This window comes from Burkholderia sp. F1 (assembly GCF_050813845.1).
Lineage (GTDB): Bacteria > Pseudomonadota > Gammaproteobacteria > Burkholderiales > Burkholderiaceae > Burkholderia > Burkholderia ubonensis.
Window position 1 is genome coordinate 1397067 of record NZ_CP172422.1, and the last position, 15039, is coordinate 1412105.

Consider the following 15039-nt stretch of genomic DNA (forward strand, 5'->3'; position numbering starts at 1 on the left):
CATGTCCCGTCGCCCGCATGTTTGATCGGATCGATATCGCCGACATCGCGACCGTCGGCCATGACGCGCAAGGTGACGTAGCCGACGCGTGACGCCCCCGCAGCGGCAACCGGTTGCTGCGTCAGGCGCCCTTCATCGCCGCCCGCACGAACGACACGAAGCGCGACGTCACGGGATCGTCGCGCGTCGACGGCCACGCGAGCCCGACGCGCCACTTCGCGTGCTTGCCGGGCAGCGGCAGCACCGTCGCGTCCCTCAACAGATGCTGCGCGCGCGAAGGAATGAATGCGACCCCCACGCCCGCGGCGACCGACGTGAGCACCGACTGGACGTCTTCGGCCTGCTGCGTCACGTTCGGCACGAAGCCGCGTTCGATGCACCACCGGTCGACCTGCGCGGCGAGGCCGGCGCCGCGCGCACGCTGCAACGCGATGAAGCCGATTTCATTGAGCACGTCGAGATCGGCCGGCACGCGCGTATGGCGAAGCTGCGGCGGCAGGGCCAGCGCAAGCGCTTCGTCGACCACCTTGAACGACGACAGGCCGTCCCCGGGCGGCAGGCGCATGAAGCCCGCATCCAGCTTGCCGGCCAGCATGCGGCGCGCCTGCTCGGCGGAAGACAGGTCGCTCAGCGTGACGGCGACGTCCGGATGCTGACGGCGAAACTCGGCGATGAGCCGCGGCACGATCGTCAGCACCGACAGGCAGATGCCGATGCGCAAGTGACCGCGCCGGCCGCTGCTCGCTTCCCGCGCGCGCGACAGGATTTCGTCCGCATCGCGCACGAGCGCCTGCGCATCGGACAGGAAGCGCTCGCCGAACGGCGTGAGCTCCGCGCCGTGCCGCCCCCGTTCGAACAGCTTGCCGCCGAGGCTCGCCTCCAGCGCGCCGATCTGCTTGCTGAGCGCCGGCTGGCTCATGTGCAGCGCGTCCGCCGCGCGGCTGAAGTGACGCAGCTCGGTCACCGTCAGGAACGTCCTGAGGAGTTTCAGTTCCATTCCAGAAAAGAATCGTATCGGTCAAAACATTCATTTTACTGATCGATCGCCAACGCGTTCAATACGGGCATGTCTTTTCGGAACTCTTCCCCCATGTCTCGCGACCCTTCGATGCAGCGCCCGATTTCCGCGGCCGGTGAGCCCGCCGCCGTGAACGCCTGCGCCGCCTGCGACGAGCGCGACGTGGCGCCGGTTCGCGGTCCCGATCCGCGCGGCGGACGCGGCCGCCGCGTCCGCTTCGGCGACGCGATACCCGACGCGCCCGCTCGCGCAGCGACAGGCGCGATCGCGATCAGCTTCGCCGTCGTGTCGCGCAGGCATTGGCCCCGCTGAGCGCCGGTGCGTCGTTCCCCGCGGCATCGTGTTGCGACGGAAGCGGTATAGTGTGTCGGCCATCGCCGTTTGCTCCAGGGAAAATGCATTGTGATGGCCGTCAGGAAGCGGAACTGTGCTCCTGACGCAAGCCTCGTTCACGACCTCTGCCGCACGGAACCGATGACCACCGCATCACACGAAGACGACCTCGATCCCGCCCTTGTCGCGGCCCTCGCGACGCTGCACGAAGCCGCCAACGATCCTGCCGGCAAGCCGTGGTCGCTGCCGAAGCTCGCGAAGCGCGCGCAGTTGCCGATGAGCACGCTGCGCCGCGTGCTGACGCAGCTCGATGCCAGCGGCCTGACCACGACCACCTTGCGTGAAGACGGCACGGGCAGCGCGGCGCTGACCGACGAAGGGCGCGCGCTGTGCGCGCAGCTCTTCGATGCGACGTAAAAAAGGCGGGCCGCCAAAGCAGCCCGCCTTCGGTTGCCGCGATTCCGCGGCGCCTTACCACCGTGCGGTGATCCCGCCCATGACCGAATGGTCGTAAGTCTGGTCGTTCAAGCCGCGGCGATATCCGACGTCGAGATCGAGCCAGCGTTTCGGCGAATAGATCGCGCCCGCGATCACGAACGCCGGATTCGCGCCGGCGCCGGGCTCGGCATTCCGTGACATCCCGACGTCCACGACCAGCTGCAGCTTGTCCGTCGCACGGTAGAGCGCCGCGCCGGAAACCTGCCAGATCGACGTCAGCTCGTCCTGCCGGTTCGGCTGGTACGTGATCCCCGCATTCGCCAGGAACGACACCTTCGCGACGTCGGCCTGCGCGAGCAGCGTCGCGCCGGCGCCGACACGTCCGGTCCCAAGCCCGCGCCGATCGTTGCCGGTCGGCATCGTCACCCTGGGCTTGAGCGCGACACTGAACGGCCCGTGCTCGACGAACCGCCATTTCATCCCGACCTCGACGTCGCCGAACCCCGCCCCGTTCTCGTCCGAACGCGTCTGCACGTGCGTATAGGGTGCGTTCACGTACAGGTCGACGCGATCGCCGAAGCCGCGCGTCAACGTCGCGTTCCACAGCCCGTGCCGACCGGTCTCTTCCTGTTTCGACGTTTCCTCGGCATTCAGTTCCAGTTGCCAGTTCGCGTCGCCCTGCGTGCCGGTATCGTCACTGACGAGCGGATGGGTCGCGTATGCGCCCGACGGCGCGAAGAGGGTGCTCGCGACGGCGAGCGGAAGCATTCTTTTCATGACATTCCCCGAAAGGCGTTGCGCGCGGCGGCCCCGCGCTTCGTGCGCGGGGCCGCCGGTGTTCATGCGCAAGGAATCAGAACCACTGCTTGTACCGGCGCACGTAGATCGTCTTGACCGTCTGCGCGAGCAGGATGTAACCGACCATCGTCGCCGCGAGCCACAGCCAGTAGCTGCCCGGCAGGTGCATGAAGCCGATTGCCTCCGCGAACGGCGAGAACGGCAGCCAGCAGCCGATCGCGATCGCCGTGACCGTCGACAGCAGCACCGGCAGCGCGGCCGTGCTCTGCAGGAACGGGATCTTCTGCGTGCGCAGCAGGTGCACGACGAGCGTCTGCGACACGAGGCTCTCGATGAACCAGCCGGAATTCATCACGATCTGGCCGCTCGAGCCGCCATGCAGGTGATACAGCGCGCCCGCGCCGAACACGGTCCACATCAGCAGGTACGTGGTGATGTCGAACACCGACGACGTCGGCCCGACCCACAGCATGAAGCGCTTGATGTTGCCGGCTTCCCACTTGCGCGGCTTCTTCAGGAACTCGGGGTCCATCTTGTCCCACGGCAGCAGCATCTGCGACGTGTCGTAGATGAGGTTCAGCACCAGCAGCTGGGTCGCGAGCATCGGCTCCCACGGCAGGAACGCGCTGGCGACGAGCACCGAGAACACGTTGCCGAAGTTCGAGCTGGCCGTCATGTTCAGGTACTTGAGAATGTTGCCGAATGTTTCGCGGCCCTTGATCACGCCTTCCTCGAGCACCATCAGGCTCTTCTCGAGCAGGATGATGTCGGCGGTTTCCTTCGCGATGTCCGCGCCGCTGTCGACGGAAATGCCGACGTCGGCGTCGCGCAGCGCGGGCGCGTCGTTGATGCCGTCGCCGAGGAAGCCGACGGTGTGGCCGTTCGCCTGCAGCGCCGTGACGATGCGCGCTTTCTGCAGGGGCGTGAGCTTCGCGAACACGGTCGTGCGTTCGACGACCTGCGCGAGCGTCGCGTCGTCGAGCGCGTCGACTTCGGCGCCGAGCACCGGCTTGCCGGGTTCGAGGCCGACCTGGCGGCAGACCTTCATCGTGACGGTCGGGTTGTCGCCCGTCAGCACCTTCACGGCGACGCCGTTCTCGCGCAATGCGGCGAGCGCGGGCGCGGCCGATTCCTTCGGCGGATCGAGGAAGGTCAGGAAGCCGCGCACGACGAGGTCGCGCTCGTCGGCGGTGCGGTATTGCTCGCGCTCGTCGCCGCGCGGGATCGCGCGGGTGGCCAGCACCAGCACGCGGAAGCCGTCCTCGTTGTACGCATTCGCCTGTTCGATCAGCCGCTTGCGGGCGACGAAGTCGATCGGCCGCACGCCGTCCTCATCCTGCACGTGGGTCGACACCGCGAGCATTTCCTCGACGGCGCCCTTGCAGATCAGTGTGTGCGTGCCGCGCGTGTCCTCGACGACGACCGACAGGCGGCGGCGCACGAAGTCGAACGGCAGCTCGTCGATCTTCTTGTAGCCCTGCGGCTTCACGCGCTCGCCGATCTCGTTCGCGCGCGTGACGATCGCGATGTCGATCAGGTTCTTCTGGCCGCTCTGGTGGAAGCTGTTCAGCCAGCCGAGCCGCAGGATCTCCTCGTTCTTGTGGCCGGACAGGTCGAGATGGTGTTCGAGGATGATCTTGTCCTGCGTGAGCGTGCCGGTCTTGTCGGTGCAGAGCACGTCCATCGCGCCGAAGTTCTGCACGGAGTTCAGCCGCTTGACGACGACCTTGCGGCGGGCCATCGCGACCGCGCCGCGCGCGAGGTTCGCGCTGACGATCATCGGCAGCATTTCGGGCGTCAGGCCGACGGCCACCGCGAGCGCGAAGGTGAGGGCGCTCAGCCAGTCGCCCTTGGTCAGCCCGTTGATCATGAAGACGATCGGCACCATCACGAACATGAACTTGATCAGCAGCCAGCTCACGCTCGCGACGCCTCGGTCGAAGCTGGTTTCGATGCGCTTGTGGCTGACGACGTTGCGCGCGAGCGACCCGAAGTAGGTGGCTTCGCCGGTCGCGACGACGACCGCCGTCGCGGTGCCGCTCACGACGTTGGTGCCCATGAAGCAGACGTTCTCGAGATCGAGCAGCGACAGCGATGCGTCGTTCGCCGCGCCGGTCGCACGCGTGTTCGCGGACTTGCCGGCGACGGCGCCGAGCGTGTCGTATTTCTCGACCGGCAGCGCTTCGCCGGTCAGCACGGCCTGGCTGATGAACAGGTCGCGGGACGCGATCAGGCGCACGTCGGCGGGGATCATGTCGCCGGCCGACAGGTGCACGATGTCGCCGACCACCACGTCGCGCATCGGCACCTCGCGCCGCGCCGGCTCGCTGGTGTCGGTCACCGCGCGCTGCACGGTCGCGGTCGTGCGCACCATCGCCTTCAGCTTCTCGGCGGCGCGCAGCGAACGGAATTCCTGCACGAAGCGCAGCAGCGCGCTGATCGTCACCATCGTCAGCAGGATCGTCATGCCGACGTAGTCGCGATCGTCGGGCGCCGCGAAATAGACGTCGGTGCAGAAGCTGATCGCGGCGAGCACCAGCAGCACGTAGACGAAGGGGTTGTGGAACGACAGCAGCAGCTGGCGAGTCCAGTGCGGCGGCTTGTCGTGCGCGATCTCGTTCGGGCCGTCGAGTTGCAGACGGTCGGCGGCCTGCTCGTAGGTGAGGCCGCGCGTGCTGGTGCGCAGCGCCTTCAGCGTGTCGTCGAGCGGGCGGGCCGCTTCCTGCGCGGCGCGCATGATGTGCGGTTCGGCCGGCCGGCCGGCGCTGCCGGTCTTGATGAAACCGCGTTGTTTCTTGTGTGATGCGTTGCGTTGCGTCATGTGTTGCTCCTGGCGCGCGAGGCGGCGGGCGGGGAGCGCACGTTATCGACGAACGAACGCCCCCCGCCGCGTCGCGTCAGGCGCGATCGGCTGTTGATCGGTGAAGAGGGGACCGCCCGCCGGCGCACGATGCGCGATCGGACGTGCCGCGCGCATGGCCGCGCCGGCGAGCGGTAATCGACTACTGTCGTCGGAATTCATCTGCACTCCTGTCGGTTGGCGGTCGGCGGCGCGGGCGATCGATGGCGGTGCGTGCGTGACGGCACGCACGCCGGACGGCGCGCGAACGGAATGTGCACGCAGCAGTGCTGCGCGCGGGACGAGCGTGCGCGACCACGCGAGCGGTCGCGTATCGTTCAAAAAAATTCGGCGGGAATCTGGCCGGTCAGGCCGGAAGGACGCCGCATCCTGCTTCCCGGGATGCGGCAGAAGACGAGGCTCTGCGCAGTTTCCTCAGGCGGCAGTCATGTTGGTCAAGCACCAACTACAACTCGCATCGGTGTTCACAGAACACTCCATGTGTTTAGACGGGGGCGATGGTAAAGGGCGGCAGTGCGAAGCGTCAACCCTTTCGTAGGACTTTTTTTGCCGCCCGCGTCGGCCTCGCGTCATGCGCCGTCGCATGTCCGCCGGGCGGGATCACGACGATGTGCATCGACAGCCCGGTCGCGCCCGCGGTTTGTGCGGAAATGCGGACGAAGCAGGGCAGGCGCTGGGCCGTGTCGCTCTTCCGGTCGGGGCGGACCGCGACGAGCGGCGTATCCGCGTGATGGCTGGCAGGGGACGTGGGCGCTCCTTCGAATGGCCCGAACGCTTCGCCGGCGACGAAGCCGCGACGCGCGGCGCGTCAGATCGATTCCAGGTCACGCTGCGCGCGGCGGAAACAAAACGGGCCTTCGGCATGCCGCCGAAGGCCCGTCCACGGCCGAGTCGCCGACGAAGCGCGTTACTGCGCCGCCGCCGCTACCGCGGCGCCCGCATCGAGGATGCCCGAACCGGCGGGCATCGCCGAGCACGACGTGCCGGCCGCGAGTTTCGTCGCACGCGCGCCGCCTTGCAGCTTCTGCTGGATCTGGGCCGGCGTGAGGTTGCCGTTCACGGCGAGCATCAGCGCCGCGACGCCCGCCACCTGCGGCGCCGCGAGGCTCGTGCCGTCCGCGAGGCCGTAGACGTCCGCGTCGGGCGTGGTGGTGCCGCTGTTCGACGTCGACAGGATGTTGACGCCGGGCGCGCTCAACGCGACGTCGCTGCCGAAGTTGCTGAAGGACGCCCGCCGGCCGGTCGCGTCGTTCGCGCCGACGGCGATCACGCCGCGGCAGTTCGCGGGCTGGTCGAACGCCGTCGACAGACCGTCGTTGCCGGCCGCGACGACGACGGTCACGCCCAGCGCGGTCACGTCGTCGATCGCCTGCTGGAACGTCTGGCTGCACGCGCCGGTGCCGCCGAGGCTCAGGTTGATGACCTTCGCCGGGGTCGCGTTCGTCGGTGCGCCGCTGACCGGAATGCCGGCGGCCCAGCGCATCGCGTCGGCGATGTCGCTCGTCACGCCGCCGCACTTGCCGAGCACGCGCACCGGCAGGATCTTGCCGAGCCACGACACGCCGGCGATGCCCATGTTGTTGTCCGCGGCGGCGCCGATCAGGCCCGCGACGCGGGTGCCGTGCCAGCTGCTGTTGCTCGGGCTGCTCGCGCAGTGATAGAACGGGCCGTTTGCGTTGTCGAGCTCCTGCTGCGTGACCCAGTCGCCCGGATCGGTCGCGTCCGGGCCGCGCCCCTGGCCGTTGTTGCTCGTGTTGACGTTGGTGATGAAGCTGTAGCCCTTCAGCAGCAGGTTGGGCGTGAGATCCGGGTGCGGACGGTAGCCGGTGTCGAGCACGGCGGTCACGACGGTCGGCGAGCCCTTGGTGCGGGTCCAGGCGGCGGGCAGGTTGATGCCGGCCGTCGGATCGGTGGCATACCACTGCTGGCTGAACAGCGGATCGGTCGGCGTGTCGCGCACGCCCATCCGGCTGTCCGGCTCCGCGTAGTCGACGTCGGCATCGGCGGCGAAGATCTGCGCGAGCGCCGCCGCATCGGCGGCGCTGACGGACTGGCCGAGCGACAGCACGGCCGCGCCGCCTGCCATCGCGTGCTCGACCTGCACGTTCAACTGCGAGTGGCCGGTCGTGCTCGCGTACGCGCGCGCGCTGCCGGTCGGCGCGACCCATTGGTTCATCGCCCGCTGGATCACGGCGTCGAATCGCGACGGGGTGTTGGAGGCCGCCATTGCGTGCGTGGCGGTCGACGTTTTCAGCTTGACGATCAGGTGGTCGACCGGCGGCGCGTTCGCCGCGATCGCCTGTTGCACCATCTGCGTGGACGCCTGCTGCGTAGCGCATGCGGTGCTGTTGGGCGACGACGGCGCGGGCGCCGGGGCGGGCGCAGGTGCAGGTGCGGGTGCGGGTGCGGCCGCGGACGGCGTCGCGCTGCCGTCACCGCCGCCGCCGCAACCGGCGAGCGGCAGCAGGGCCGCCGCGGACAGCATGCCGGCGAGGGCGCGTGCGTGCGTGAATCGGGCCACGGCGGGAGTGAAACGTTTGGCTCTCATGTTGGTTGTTCCTCTTTGGTAGCCGGTGTGCCGACAGTGGCGGTCGGCCGGTGGTTGTTCCGTCGCCGCCGCGTTTTCGCGGCGGCGTTGGGCAAACGCCCGGCCTTTCTCGTTGTTCTCGGGCGGCCAGCGAGGGTTGCTGCGGCGCGCCACGCATTGGGTAACGGCCGGCGCGGACGCTTCTTGAGCGGTTTCAAAAGAAAACATGGCGGCCGCGCAAACGATAGCGTTGCTGCGCACCCGCACGAACGGGCGTTTGGAACGGGTGATCGTGCGCGCCGGCCGGCGGCGGCGTCAGGCTGCGCGCAGCGGGGTCGGCACGCGGCATGCCGCCGGGGTGGTGCGGCGCCGCAGCAAGCCGGGTGCATGGCCGCTGCGACGGGCCGGGCAGGGGCCCGGGCGGCGGCGTGCGCGATGGCCGGCCACCTTACGCTTTCCCTGATGCGGTGCGATTTTGTCGAGCGTACGATCGCAGCTCGATCAACGATCCGTCAGGAGATAGGCATGGACCGTCGCTACCGGTGGTTGGCTGTCGCGCTGTCGTTCGCGCTGCCGTGTGCGCTGGCGGGCGCCGCGCACGCGCAGGCGCTCACGGGCACGCTGAAGAAGATCAAGGACACGGGCGTCGTGTCGCTCGGCATCCGCGAATCGTCGGTGCCGTTCTCGTACTCGGACAACCAGCAGAAGAACATCGGCTATTCGCGGGACATCGCGTCGCGCATCGTCGAACAGCTGAAGACGGAGCTGAACCTGTCCGGCCTCGCGGTGAAGGAGATTCCGATCACGTCGCAGAACCGGATTCCGCTATTGCAGAACGGCACGATCGATTTCGAATGCGGATCGACGACGAACACGCTCGAGCGGCAGAAGCAGGCGGCGTTCTCGAACAGCATCTTTCTCTACGGCATCCGCTTCAGCACGCGCAAGGATTCGGGCGTGAAGGACTTTCCGGACCTGGCGGGCAAGACGGTCGCGACGACGGCCGGCACATCGGACGAGCGCCTGCTGCGCAAGCTGAACGAAGAGAAGAGCATGAACATGACGATCATCAGCGCGAAGGATCACGCGGAAGCGTTCATGAACGTCACGACCGGGCGCGCGGTCGCGTTCGTGATGGACGAGCCGCTGCTCTACGGCGAACTCGCGAAGGACCGGAATCCGGGCGCGTATACGGTCACGGGCACGCCGCTCGTCCACGAGAACTACGCATGCATGATGCGCAGGGACGATCCGGCGTTCAAGCGCGTCGTCGACGGCGTGATCGCGAAGATGCAGACCTCCGGCGATGCGGAGAAGCTCTACGACCGCTGGTTCACGCAGCCGATTCCGCCGAAGGGCGTGAACCTGAACTATCCGCTGTCGGCCGAGATGCGTCAGCTGTTCAAGAATCCGACGGATCAGGCTCAGTATTGACTTGAGCGGGGCGGGCAGGATCGTTGTGTGCGCAACCGAGCATGCGCGCCGATGCTGACCCGCCCGGCAGCGCCGAAGCAGCGGCGTGACCGTGCCCGATCACGGCTGTCTTGAAGGTGCGGATTTGGTCAGGCGCCAGGTAGTACATCGAGCCGACGTCTTCTCCAAGCGCGCCCCCATTCAACGCGAAGAATCCGCCAACCACATCATCCGCGATCAATAGAAATCCGGCGGATCGCCCGTCGTTCCAGTCGACGATGTTCCTGGTGAGCCTGGGATGTCCCGAGCCAAGCAGGCGAAGGTAACCGCTGTCCACCCGTATGCCGCCGGTCGAATAAGCAATGGCGCCCAAGGGGGATCGTGTGGTGACCTGCAGCGCCAAAAGAACTTCGCCGCTCCGATCGGCTGGCGGCAAGATTTCGCAAGGATGCGTCGCGGCTGCCGCCCACTCCATGACTGACGGAAGTGCCGACTCCCGTTCGTTCACCAGTTCGTTCAGCGGCCGCACGTCCGTCTCCTCCTGCGTTGTTCAAAGTCCGCACCGGGCCGGACTGTAGCAGTTCGGCAAGCATTGGCCGGCACCGTTCACCGCGCCGGCACAGCATGAATCACGGAGGGGAAGATGGGCAACGCGTCCGCAGAATCTTCAATCCCTGATGCCGACTATTTGCACTCAGCCATAACGTTCTGCGCGCGCGTGCCGATAACCCGTGCTGGCTACAACCGAGCAAATATCGATGAATTCCCCCATGCACTTCTGGCGCAAGCTTTCCATTCAGCGCAAGCTGGTTCTCAGCATGACCAGCTGTCTGCTGGTCTTCGTGGCGATTTCGAGCGTGCTGAGCGTCCGCCTGATCGGCAGCGCGGTGCGCGAGCGCGTCGTGCACGACGAACTGCCGACGGCGTTGAACAGCATCCGCGCCGACGTGCAGCGCCAGCTCGCCGGACCGGTCGCGGCGTCGCGGCTGCTGGCCGGCGACGCGTTTCTGCTGCAATGGGAGGCCGAAGGCGAGCCCGATGCCGGCACGCGCAACTGGGTGCGCCTCGCGGAGAACGTGAAGGCGGCGCAGAAGGCGGCGTCGGTGCAGTGGGTGTCGACGACGAGCGGCAACTACTTCACCGAGGCCGGACTGCAGCGCAAGCTCGGCGACAAGGATCGGTGGCTGACGGCGTTCCTCGCATCCGGCAAGCCGTTCGAGGTCAACATGGACCGCGACGTGACGCTGGGCGGCTACATGATGTTCATCAATGCGCGCGTGGAGCGCGACGGCAATCCGATCGGCGCGGCCGGCATGAGCCTGTCGGTGGATGCGCTGGCCCGGAACATCGCGGCCTATCGGATCGGCGAGACCGGCTTTGCGTATCTCGTGCGCCCGGACGGCGCGATCATGATGCATCGCGATACCGCGCTGATCGACGGCAAGCACTTCATGAGGGACGAACCCGGGCTGCCCGGCGATGCGTCGGCCGTGCTGCTGGCCGGCAAGCCCTACGCGTACGTCAGCTATGCGGGGCAGGACGGCGCGCGCTTCATCGCGACGTCGTTCATTCCCGAGGTGAACGCCTATGTCGTGGTCCAGGTGCCGGAGGCGGAACTGCTCGGGCCCGTGACCCGTGCGATCCGGAACGCCACGCTGGTGGCGACCGTCGCCGGGCTGGGCGTGGCGCTGGCAGTCATCCTGCTGGTCGGCCGGGCGATCGCCGCGCCGCTGCGGCGCGCGGCAATCCTGCTGGCCGAGATCGCCAGCGGGCAGGGAGACCTCACCCGCCGCATGACGGTCGAGAGCCAGGACGAGATCGGGCAGCTGTCGGACGCGTTCAACCGCTTCGTGTCGTCGCTCTCGACGCTGGTCCATCGCGTGCGGGCGGCGTCCGCATCGATCGCGACGGGCTCCTCGCAGATCGCGACGGGCAACGCGGATCTCAGCGCGCGCACCGAAGGGCAGTCGAGCAACCTGGAGCGGACCGCGTCGTCGATGGAGGAGATCACCGCCGTCGTGAAGAACAACACGGAAACCGCCCGCACCGCGGCGCGGATGGTCAACGGCGCGTCCGAAACCGCCGTGCGCAGCGGGCAGGTGGTCGGCGAAGTGGTGAGCACGATGGAGCAGATCAGCAACGCGTCGAACCGGATCTCCGAAATCATCGGGCTGATCGACAGCATTTCGTTCCAGACCAACATCCTCGCGCTCAATGCGGCCGTGGAAGCGGCACGGGCGGGTGAGCAGGGCCGCGGGTTCGCGGTGGTGGCCTCGGAAGTGCGCACCCTCGCGCAGCGCAGCGCGCAGGCGGCGAAGGAGATCAAGGTGCTGATCGAGCACAGCGCCGGGACGGTGAGCGTCGGCTCGCGGCTCGTCGGCGAGGCCGGCGAGGTGATCCGCGATGTCGTGTCGCAGGTGCAGGGCGTCAGCGCGCTGATGAACGAGATCGCCGAGGCGAGCCTCGAGCAGAGCGCCGGCATCGACCAGATCGGGGACGCGGTGCAGTCGCTCGACCAGATGACGCAGCAGAACGCGGCGCTGGTCGAACAGAGCGCGGCGGCGGCGGAGAGCCTCAACCAGCAGGCCGCGGAACTGTCGCGGCTGATGGCGGCGTTCAAGGTCGACGGCTGACGCGGAGCGTTGATCGAGGTCAAGCACGCCGGCCGGGTTGGCGCGACCATTTGATTGATGGGTCCGAACGCCCCGGCCACGGCGCTTCAGCGCGACGGGGGCGGCGTCGGACGAACCGGCGCGTTGCCGCGCGGAACGTACGAGGGAGGTGAGTGAAATGCGAGCCCCACAGCCAAGGAGCGCCGTACAGGTCATTCTCAGGGAGCATCGGCAGCTGTCCACCGTCATTGCGGGCATGCAGCGCTTCGTCGAGCGGCTCGCCGGCGGCGCGACGATGCCGGGGCTGATGGTGTTCCGGGCCATGCTGTACTACATCCGCGAGTACCCGGAGCGGATCCATCACCCCAACGAGGATCGGTATCTGTTCGCGCGCCTGCGACGCCGCACGCAAGCGCTGGACGAAGTCATCGACGATCTCGAGGCGCAGCACGCGCAAGGCGAAGCGCTGCTGCGGAACATCGAGCAAGAGCTGACGCGTTGCGAACAGGTCGGCGAATCCGCGTTTGCGCAACTGCGCGCGATGGTCGACGACTATGCCGCGTTCTACCGGAAGCACATGCGCGTCGAAGAAGAGGTCATCCTGCCTGCCGCACGGCAATGGCTGACGGTGGAAGACTGGATCGAGCTCGACGACGCCTTCGGCGCGAACCGGGACCCGTTCGAAGGCGAAAAGCTCGATGAGGACTTCGAGCGTCTGTATGCGCTGATCGTGCAGGTGATCCCGGAAGCGCAGGCGTGAGCGGGGGCGGACGGCCGCTCGTGCCGCCCGCTCACGGCCGCCGGGCCCCCGCCTTCGCGAACGCGCCCCGCACCTCGAACCCGATCGCATCGGCGACATTCCCGCGCGCGTCGACGAGTTCGAGCCGATGCCGTCCCGGCCACGGCATCCACGCGACGCGGTCCGCGTGCCCGATCACCTTGTCGTCGAGCCGCCACGAAAACTTCGCCGCGTGGCCCGCGGTGCGCTCGAACCAGATCCGCTGGTTCTTCGGCGGGATGTCCGGATCGATCGCGAAGATCGTCCCGTCGGTCGGCGCGCCGATCGTCAGCGGCGTGCGCGGTCCGTCCTTGCCGGCCGTGACGGGCGCGGCGAGCCGGATCGTATCGACCGCGGTGCCGGCGAGAAACCATTCGCCGCGCGCCGGCTCGAGATCGCGTTCGAACGTGATGCGGCGCTGCTCGACGCCGGCGGGCGCGCGCGGCGCGCGGCTCGCGAGATCGCGATGCAGGTAGCCGACGACCGCCGACCAGACCGGGGCCGCGCCGGTCACGCCCGATATGTCCCACATCGGCGAGCCGTCGGCGTTTCCGACCCAGACGCCGACCGTGTAGCGCGACGTATACCCGACCGCCCAGTTGTCGCGCATGTCCTTGCTGGTGCCGGTCTTGACCGCCGAGAAGAAGCGCGTCGCGAGCGGGTTGTCGAAGCCGAACGTGCGCACGCGCGCGTTGTTGTCGGCGAGGATGTCGGTGACGACGAAGCTCGCGGCCTCGCTGAACACGCGCGTGCCGTCGGACGCGCGCGCCGGTGTCGACGCCGATGCGGGCGAAGCCGGCGCCGGCAGGTCGACGGCCTTGCGCGCGACGCCGCCGTTCGCGAGCGCGCGATACGCGTTGGTCAGCGACAGCAGCGTGACGTCCGCGCTGCCGAGCGCGAGGCTGAAGCCGTAGTAGTCGCCTTCCTGCGCGAGCGGCAGCCCGAGCGCGGTCAGCGTGCGCGCGAAGCGGTGCGGTGTCACGAGCACGAGCGTGCGCACGGCCGGCACGTTGAGCGATCCGCCGAGCGCGCTGCGCACGCTCACCCAGCCCTTGAAATCCTTGTCGTAGTTCTGCGGGATGTACAGGCCGCCGCCCGTGGCGAGGTTGATCGGCGCGTCGTCGAGCAGCGACGCGGCGGTCAGCCGCTTCTCGTCGATCGCCTGCGCATACAGGAACGGCTTGAGCGTCGAGCCGGCCTGGCGCGGCGCGAGCACGGCGTCGACGTCGCGCGCGCCCGACAGCGCGCCGGACGAGCCGACCCACGCGCGGATCTCGCCGCTCGCGTTGTCGATCACGACCACCGCGCCGTCCTGCACGTTGCGTCGATGGGCGGGGGCATTGAGCTCGGTCAGCGCGCGGGTCAGCGCGTCGCGCGCGAAGCGCTGCAGCGGCGCGTCGAGCGTCGAGCGGACCTGCGCGCCCGCGCCCGGCTTCACTTCGGCCGCGATGCGCCGCGCGAAATGCGGCGCGAGCGCCGCGCCGTCGTCGCGTGCGGCGCTCGCGGGGCGCGCGGTCACGAGCTGCACGTAGCCGTCGAGCGACGCGCACTGCTGCGGGGCGCGCATGTCGCGCAGGATGCGGCACGCGCGCTCGGCGACCCTCGCGGCGCTCGCGTTGGGCGCGCGCACGAGCGCGGCGGCGACCGCGGACTCGCGCACGTCGAGCCCGGACGGGGCCTTGCCGAACAGCACGCGCGACATCGCGTCGAGCCCGATCGTCTCGCCGCGGAACGGCACGAGGTTCAGGTAGGCCTCGAGGATCTGGTCCTTGCGCCAGCCGCGTTCGAGCAGCAGCGCGTTCATCGCCTGCGTGGCCTTCTGCGGCAGCGAGCGCTGGCCCGAGCGACGCGGCGAATCGCCGAGCAGGCCGGCGAGCTGCATCGTCACGGTCGACGCGCCGCGCGTGCGCTCGTTCCACAGGTTGCCCCATGCGGCGCCCGCGATGCCGCGCCAGTCGACGCCGCTATGTTCGTAGAAGCGCCGGTCCTCGGACACGACGATCGCCTCGCGTAACGCGGGCGACACGTCGCCGAGCGCGACCCAGTCGCCGCGCCGTTCGGCGAGGTCGACGCGGGTGCGCTGCAGCGGGGTGCCGTCGCGCGCGAGCAGCACCCAGTCGGAACTGCGCCAGCGGTGGCGCACGTCGTCGTAGGACGGCAGTGCGTGCGCGACGAGCGGTGCCGCGAGCAACGCGGCGACGAAGAGGCGGCCGGCAGTAACGGCAATCTGCGCCGGCCGCGGTGAAGCGAATGCCTTCATCG

At 68.5% G+C, this 15039-nt stretch carries 12 protein-coding genes and 1 pseudogene; 5 read left to right on the forward strand and 8 right to left on the reverse strand.

The window, feature by feature from the left end:
- Positions 1-121: 121 nt before the first annotated feature.
- A complete protein-coding gene (locus ACFIMZ_RS25355) occupies positions 122-997 on the reverse strand; it encodes a LysR family transcriptional regulator (RefSeq protein ID WP_431825031.1) in 876 nt (291 codons plus the stop codon).
- A gap of 111 nt (positions 998-1108) precedes the next feature.
- Between ACFIMZ_RS25355 and ACFIMZ_RS25360 the strand changes: the two genes are divergently transcribed.
- A complete protein-coding gene (locus tag ACFIMZ_RS25360) occupies positions 1109-1330 on the forward strand; it encodes a hypothetical protein (RefSeq protein ID WP_431825032.1) in 222 nt (73 codons plus the stop codon).
- 162 nt (positions 1331-1492) lie between these two features.
- Positions 1493-1768: a hypothetical protein gene (locus ACFIMZ_RS25365; protein WP_060259822.1), complete on the forward strand. Its 276-nt coding sequence runs from the start codon at positions 1493-1495 to the stop codon at positions 1766-1768.
- A gap of 54 nt (positions 1769-1822) precedes the next feature.
- On the opposite strand, the gene ACFIMZ_RS25370 is transcribed toward ACFIMZ_RS25365, so the two are convergent.
- The 5 genes and pseudogenes from ACFIMZ_RS25370 to ACFIMZ_RS25390 all read right to left on the reverse strand — a co-directional run bounded on the left by ACFIMZ_RS25370 (position 1823) and on the right by ACFIMZ_RS25390 (position 7995).
- Complete coding sequence (locus tag ACFIMZ_RS25370; RefSeq protein WP_431825033.1) at positions 1823-2566, reverse strand: transporter; 744 nt, start codon at positions 2564-2566, stop codon at positions 1823-1825.
- A gap of 76 nt (positions 2567-2642) precedes the next feature.
- On the reverse strand, positions 2643-5408 hold the full coding sequence (mgtA, locus tag ACFIMZ_RS25375; RefSeq protein WP_431825034.1) for a magnesium-translocating P-type ATPase: 2766 nt from the start codon (positions 5406-5408) through the stop codon (positions 2643-2645).
- 42 nt (positions 5409-5450) lie between these two features.
- The gene (locus ACFIMZ_RS25380; protein WP_431825035.1) at positions 5451-5609 is read right to left on the reverse strand and encodes a hypothetical protein; all 159 of its coding nucleotides are present in this window, start codon (positions 5607-5609) and stop codon (positions 5451-5453) included.
- Between the two features lie 409 nt (positions 5610-6018).
- Positions 6019-6162 (reverse strand): annotated as a pseudogene (locus tag ACFIMZ_RS25385) (cupin domain-containing protein); the annotation flags it as partial.
- Between the two features lie 192 nt (positions 6163-6354).
- A complete protein-coding gene (locus ACFIMZ_RS25390) occupies positions 6355-7995 on the reverse strand; it encodes a S8 family peptidase (protein ID WP_431825036.1) in 1641 nt (546 codons plus the stop codon).
- Positions 7996-8499: 504 nt separating this feature from the next.
- Here ACFIMZ_RS25390 and ACFIMZ_RS25395 point away from each other — a divergent pair.
- The gene (locus ACFIMZ_RS25395; RefSeq protein WP_431825037.1) at positions 8500-9408 is read left to right on the forward strand and encodes a glutamate/aspartate ABC transporter substrate-binding protein; all 909 of its coding nucleotides are present in this window, start codon (positions 8500-8502) and stop codon (positions 9406-9408) included.
- On the opposite strand, the gene ACFIMZ_RS25400 is transcribed toward ACFIMZ_RS25395, so the two are convergent.
- The gene (locus tag ACFIMZ_RS25400) at positions 9377-9916 is read right to left on the reverse strand and encodes a DUF2625 family protein (protein WP_431825038.1); all 540 of its coding nucleotides are present in this window, start codon (positions 9914-9916) and stop codon (positions 9377-9379) included. The two genes, ACFIMZ_RS25395 and ACFIMZ_RS25400, sit on opposite strands and share 32 nt — an antisense overlap.
- 241 nt (positions 9917-10157) lie before the next feature.
- Here ACFIMZ_RS25400 and ACFIMZ_RS25405 point away from each other — a divergent pair, with 241 nt between their 5' ends.
- Together ACFIMZ_RS25405 and ACFIMZ_RS25410 are read left to right on the forward strand one after the other, a co-directional pair.
- Entirely contained in the window at positions 10158-12020 is a 1863-nt protein-coding gene (locus ACFIMZ_RS25405; RefSeq protein ID WP_431825360.1) for a methyl-accepting chemotaxis protein, read from the forward strand.
- 157 nt (positions 12021-12177) lie between these two features.
- Positions 12178-12759: a hemerythrin domain-containing protein gene (locus tag ACFIMZ_RS25410; RefSeq protein ID WP_431825039.1), complete on the forward strand. Its 582-nt coding sequence runs from the start codon at positions 12178-12180 to the stop codon at positions 12757-12759.
- A 31-nt stretch (positions 12760-12790) separates the two neighbouring features.
- Here ACFIMZ_RS25410 and pbpC read toward each other — a convergent pair whose 3' ends face one another.
- Entirely contained in the window at positions 12791-15037 is a 2247-nt protein-coding gene (gene pbpC, locus ACFIMZ_RS25415) for a penicillin-binding protein 1C (protein ID WP_431825040.1), read from the reverse strand.
- Between the last annotated feature and the right edge of the window lie 2 nt (positions 15038-15039).

Excerpts from the sequence above, each read along its gene's own strand:
- ACFIMZ_RS25355 (WP_431825031.1), bottom strand. The coding sequence starts at position 997 with ATGGAACTGAAACTCCTCAGGACGTTCCTGACGGTGACCGAGCTGCGT.
- ACFIMZ_RS25360 (WP_431825032.1), top strand. The coding sequence starts at position 1,109 with ATGCAGCGCCCGATTTCCGCGGCCGGTGAGCCCGCCGCCGTGAACGCC.
- ACFIMZ_RS25365 (WP_060259822.1), top strand. The coding sequence starts at position 1,493 with ATGACCACCGCATCACACGAAGACGACCTCGATCCCGCCCTTGTCGCG.
- ACFIMZ_RS25370 (WP_431825033.1), bottom strand. The coding sequence starts at position 2,566 with ATGAAAAGAATGCTTCCGCTCGCCGTCGCGAGCACCCTCTTCGCGCCG.
- mgtA (WP_431825034.1), bottom strand. The coding sequence starts at position 5,408 with ATGACGCAACGCAACGCATCACACAAGAAACAACGCGGTTTCATCAAG.
- ACFIMZ_RS25380 (WP_431825035.1), bottom strand. The coding sequence starts at position 5,609 with ATGAATTCCGACGACAGTAGTCGATTACCGCTCGCCGGCGCGGCCATG.
- ACFIMZ_RS25390 (WP_431825036.1), bottom strand. The coding sequence starts at position 7,995 with ATGAGAGCCAAACGTTTCACTCCCGCCGTGGCCCGATTCACGCACGCA.
- ACFIMZ_RS25395 (WP_431825037.1), top strand. The coding sequence starts at position 8,500 with ATGGACCGTCGCTACCGGTGGTTGGCTGTCGCGCTGTCGTTCGCGCTG.
- ACFIMZ_RS25405 (WP_431825360.1), top strand. The coding sequence starts at position 10,158 with ATGCACTTCTGGCGCAAGCTTTCCATTCAGCGCAAGCTGGTTCTCAGC.
- ACFIMZ_RS25410 (WP_431825039.1), top strand. The coding sequence starts at position 12,178 with ATGCGAGCCCCACAGCCAAGGAGCGCCGTACAGGTCATTCTCAGGGAG.
- pbpC (WP_431825040.1), bottom strand. The coding sequence starts at position 15,037 with ATGAAGGCATTCGCTTCACCGCGGCCGGCGCAGATTGCCGTTACTGCC.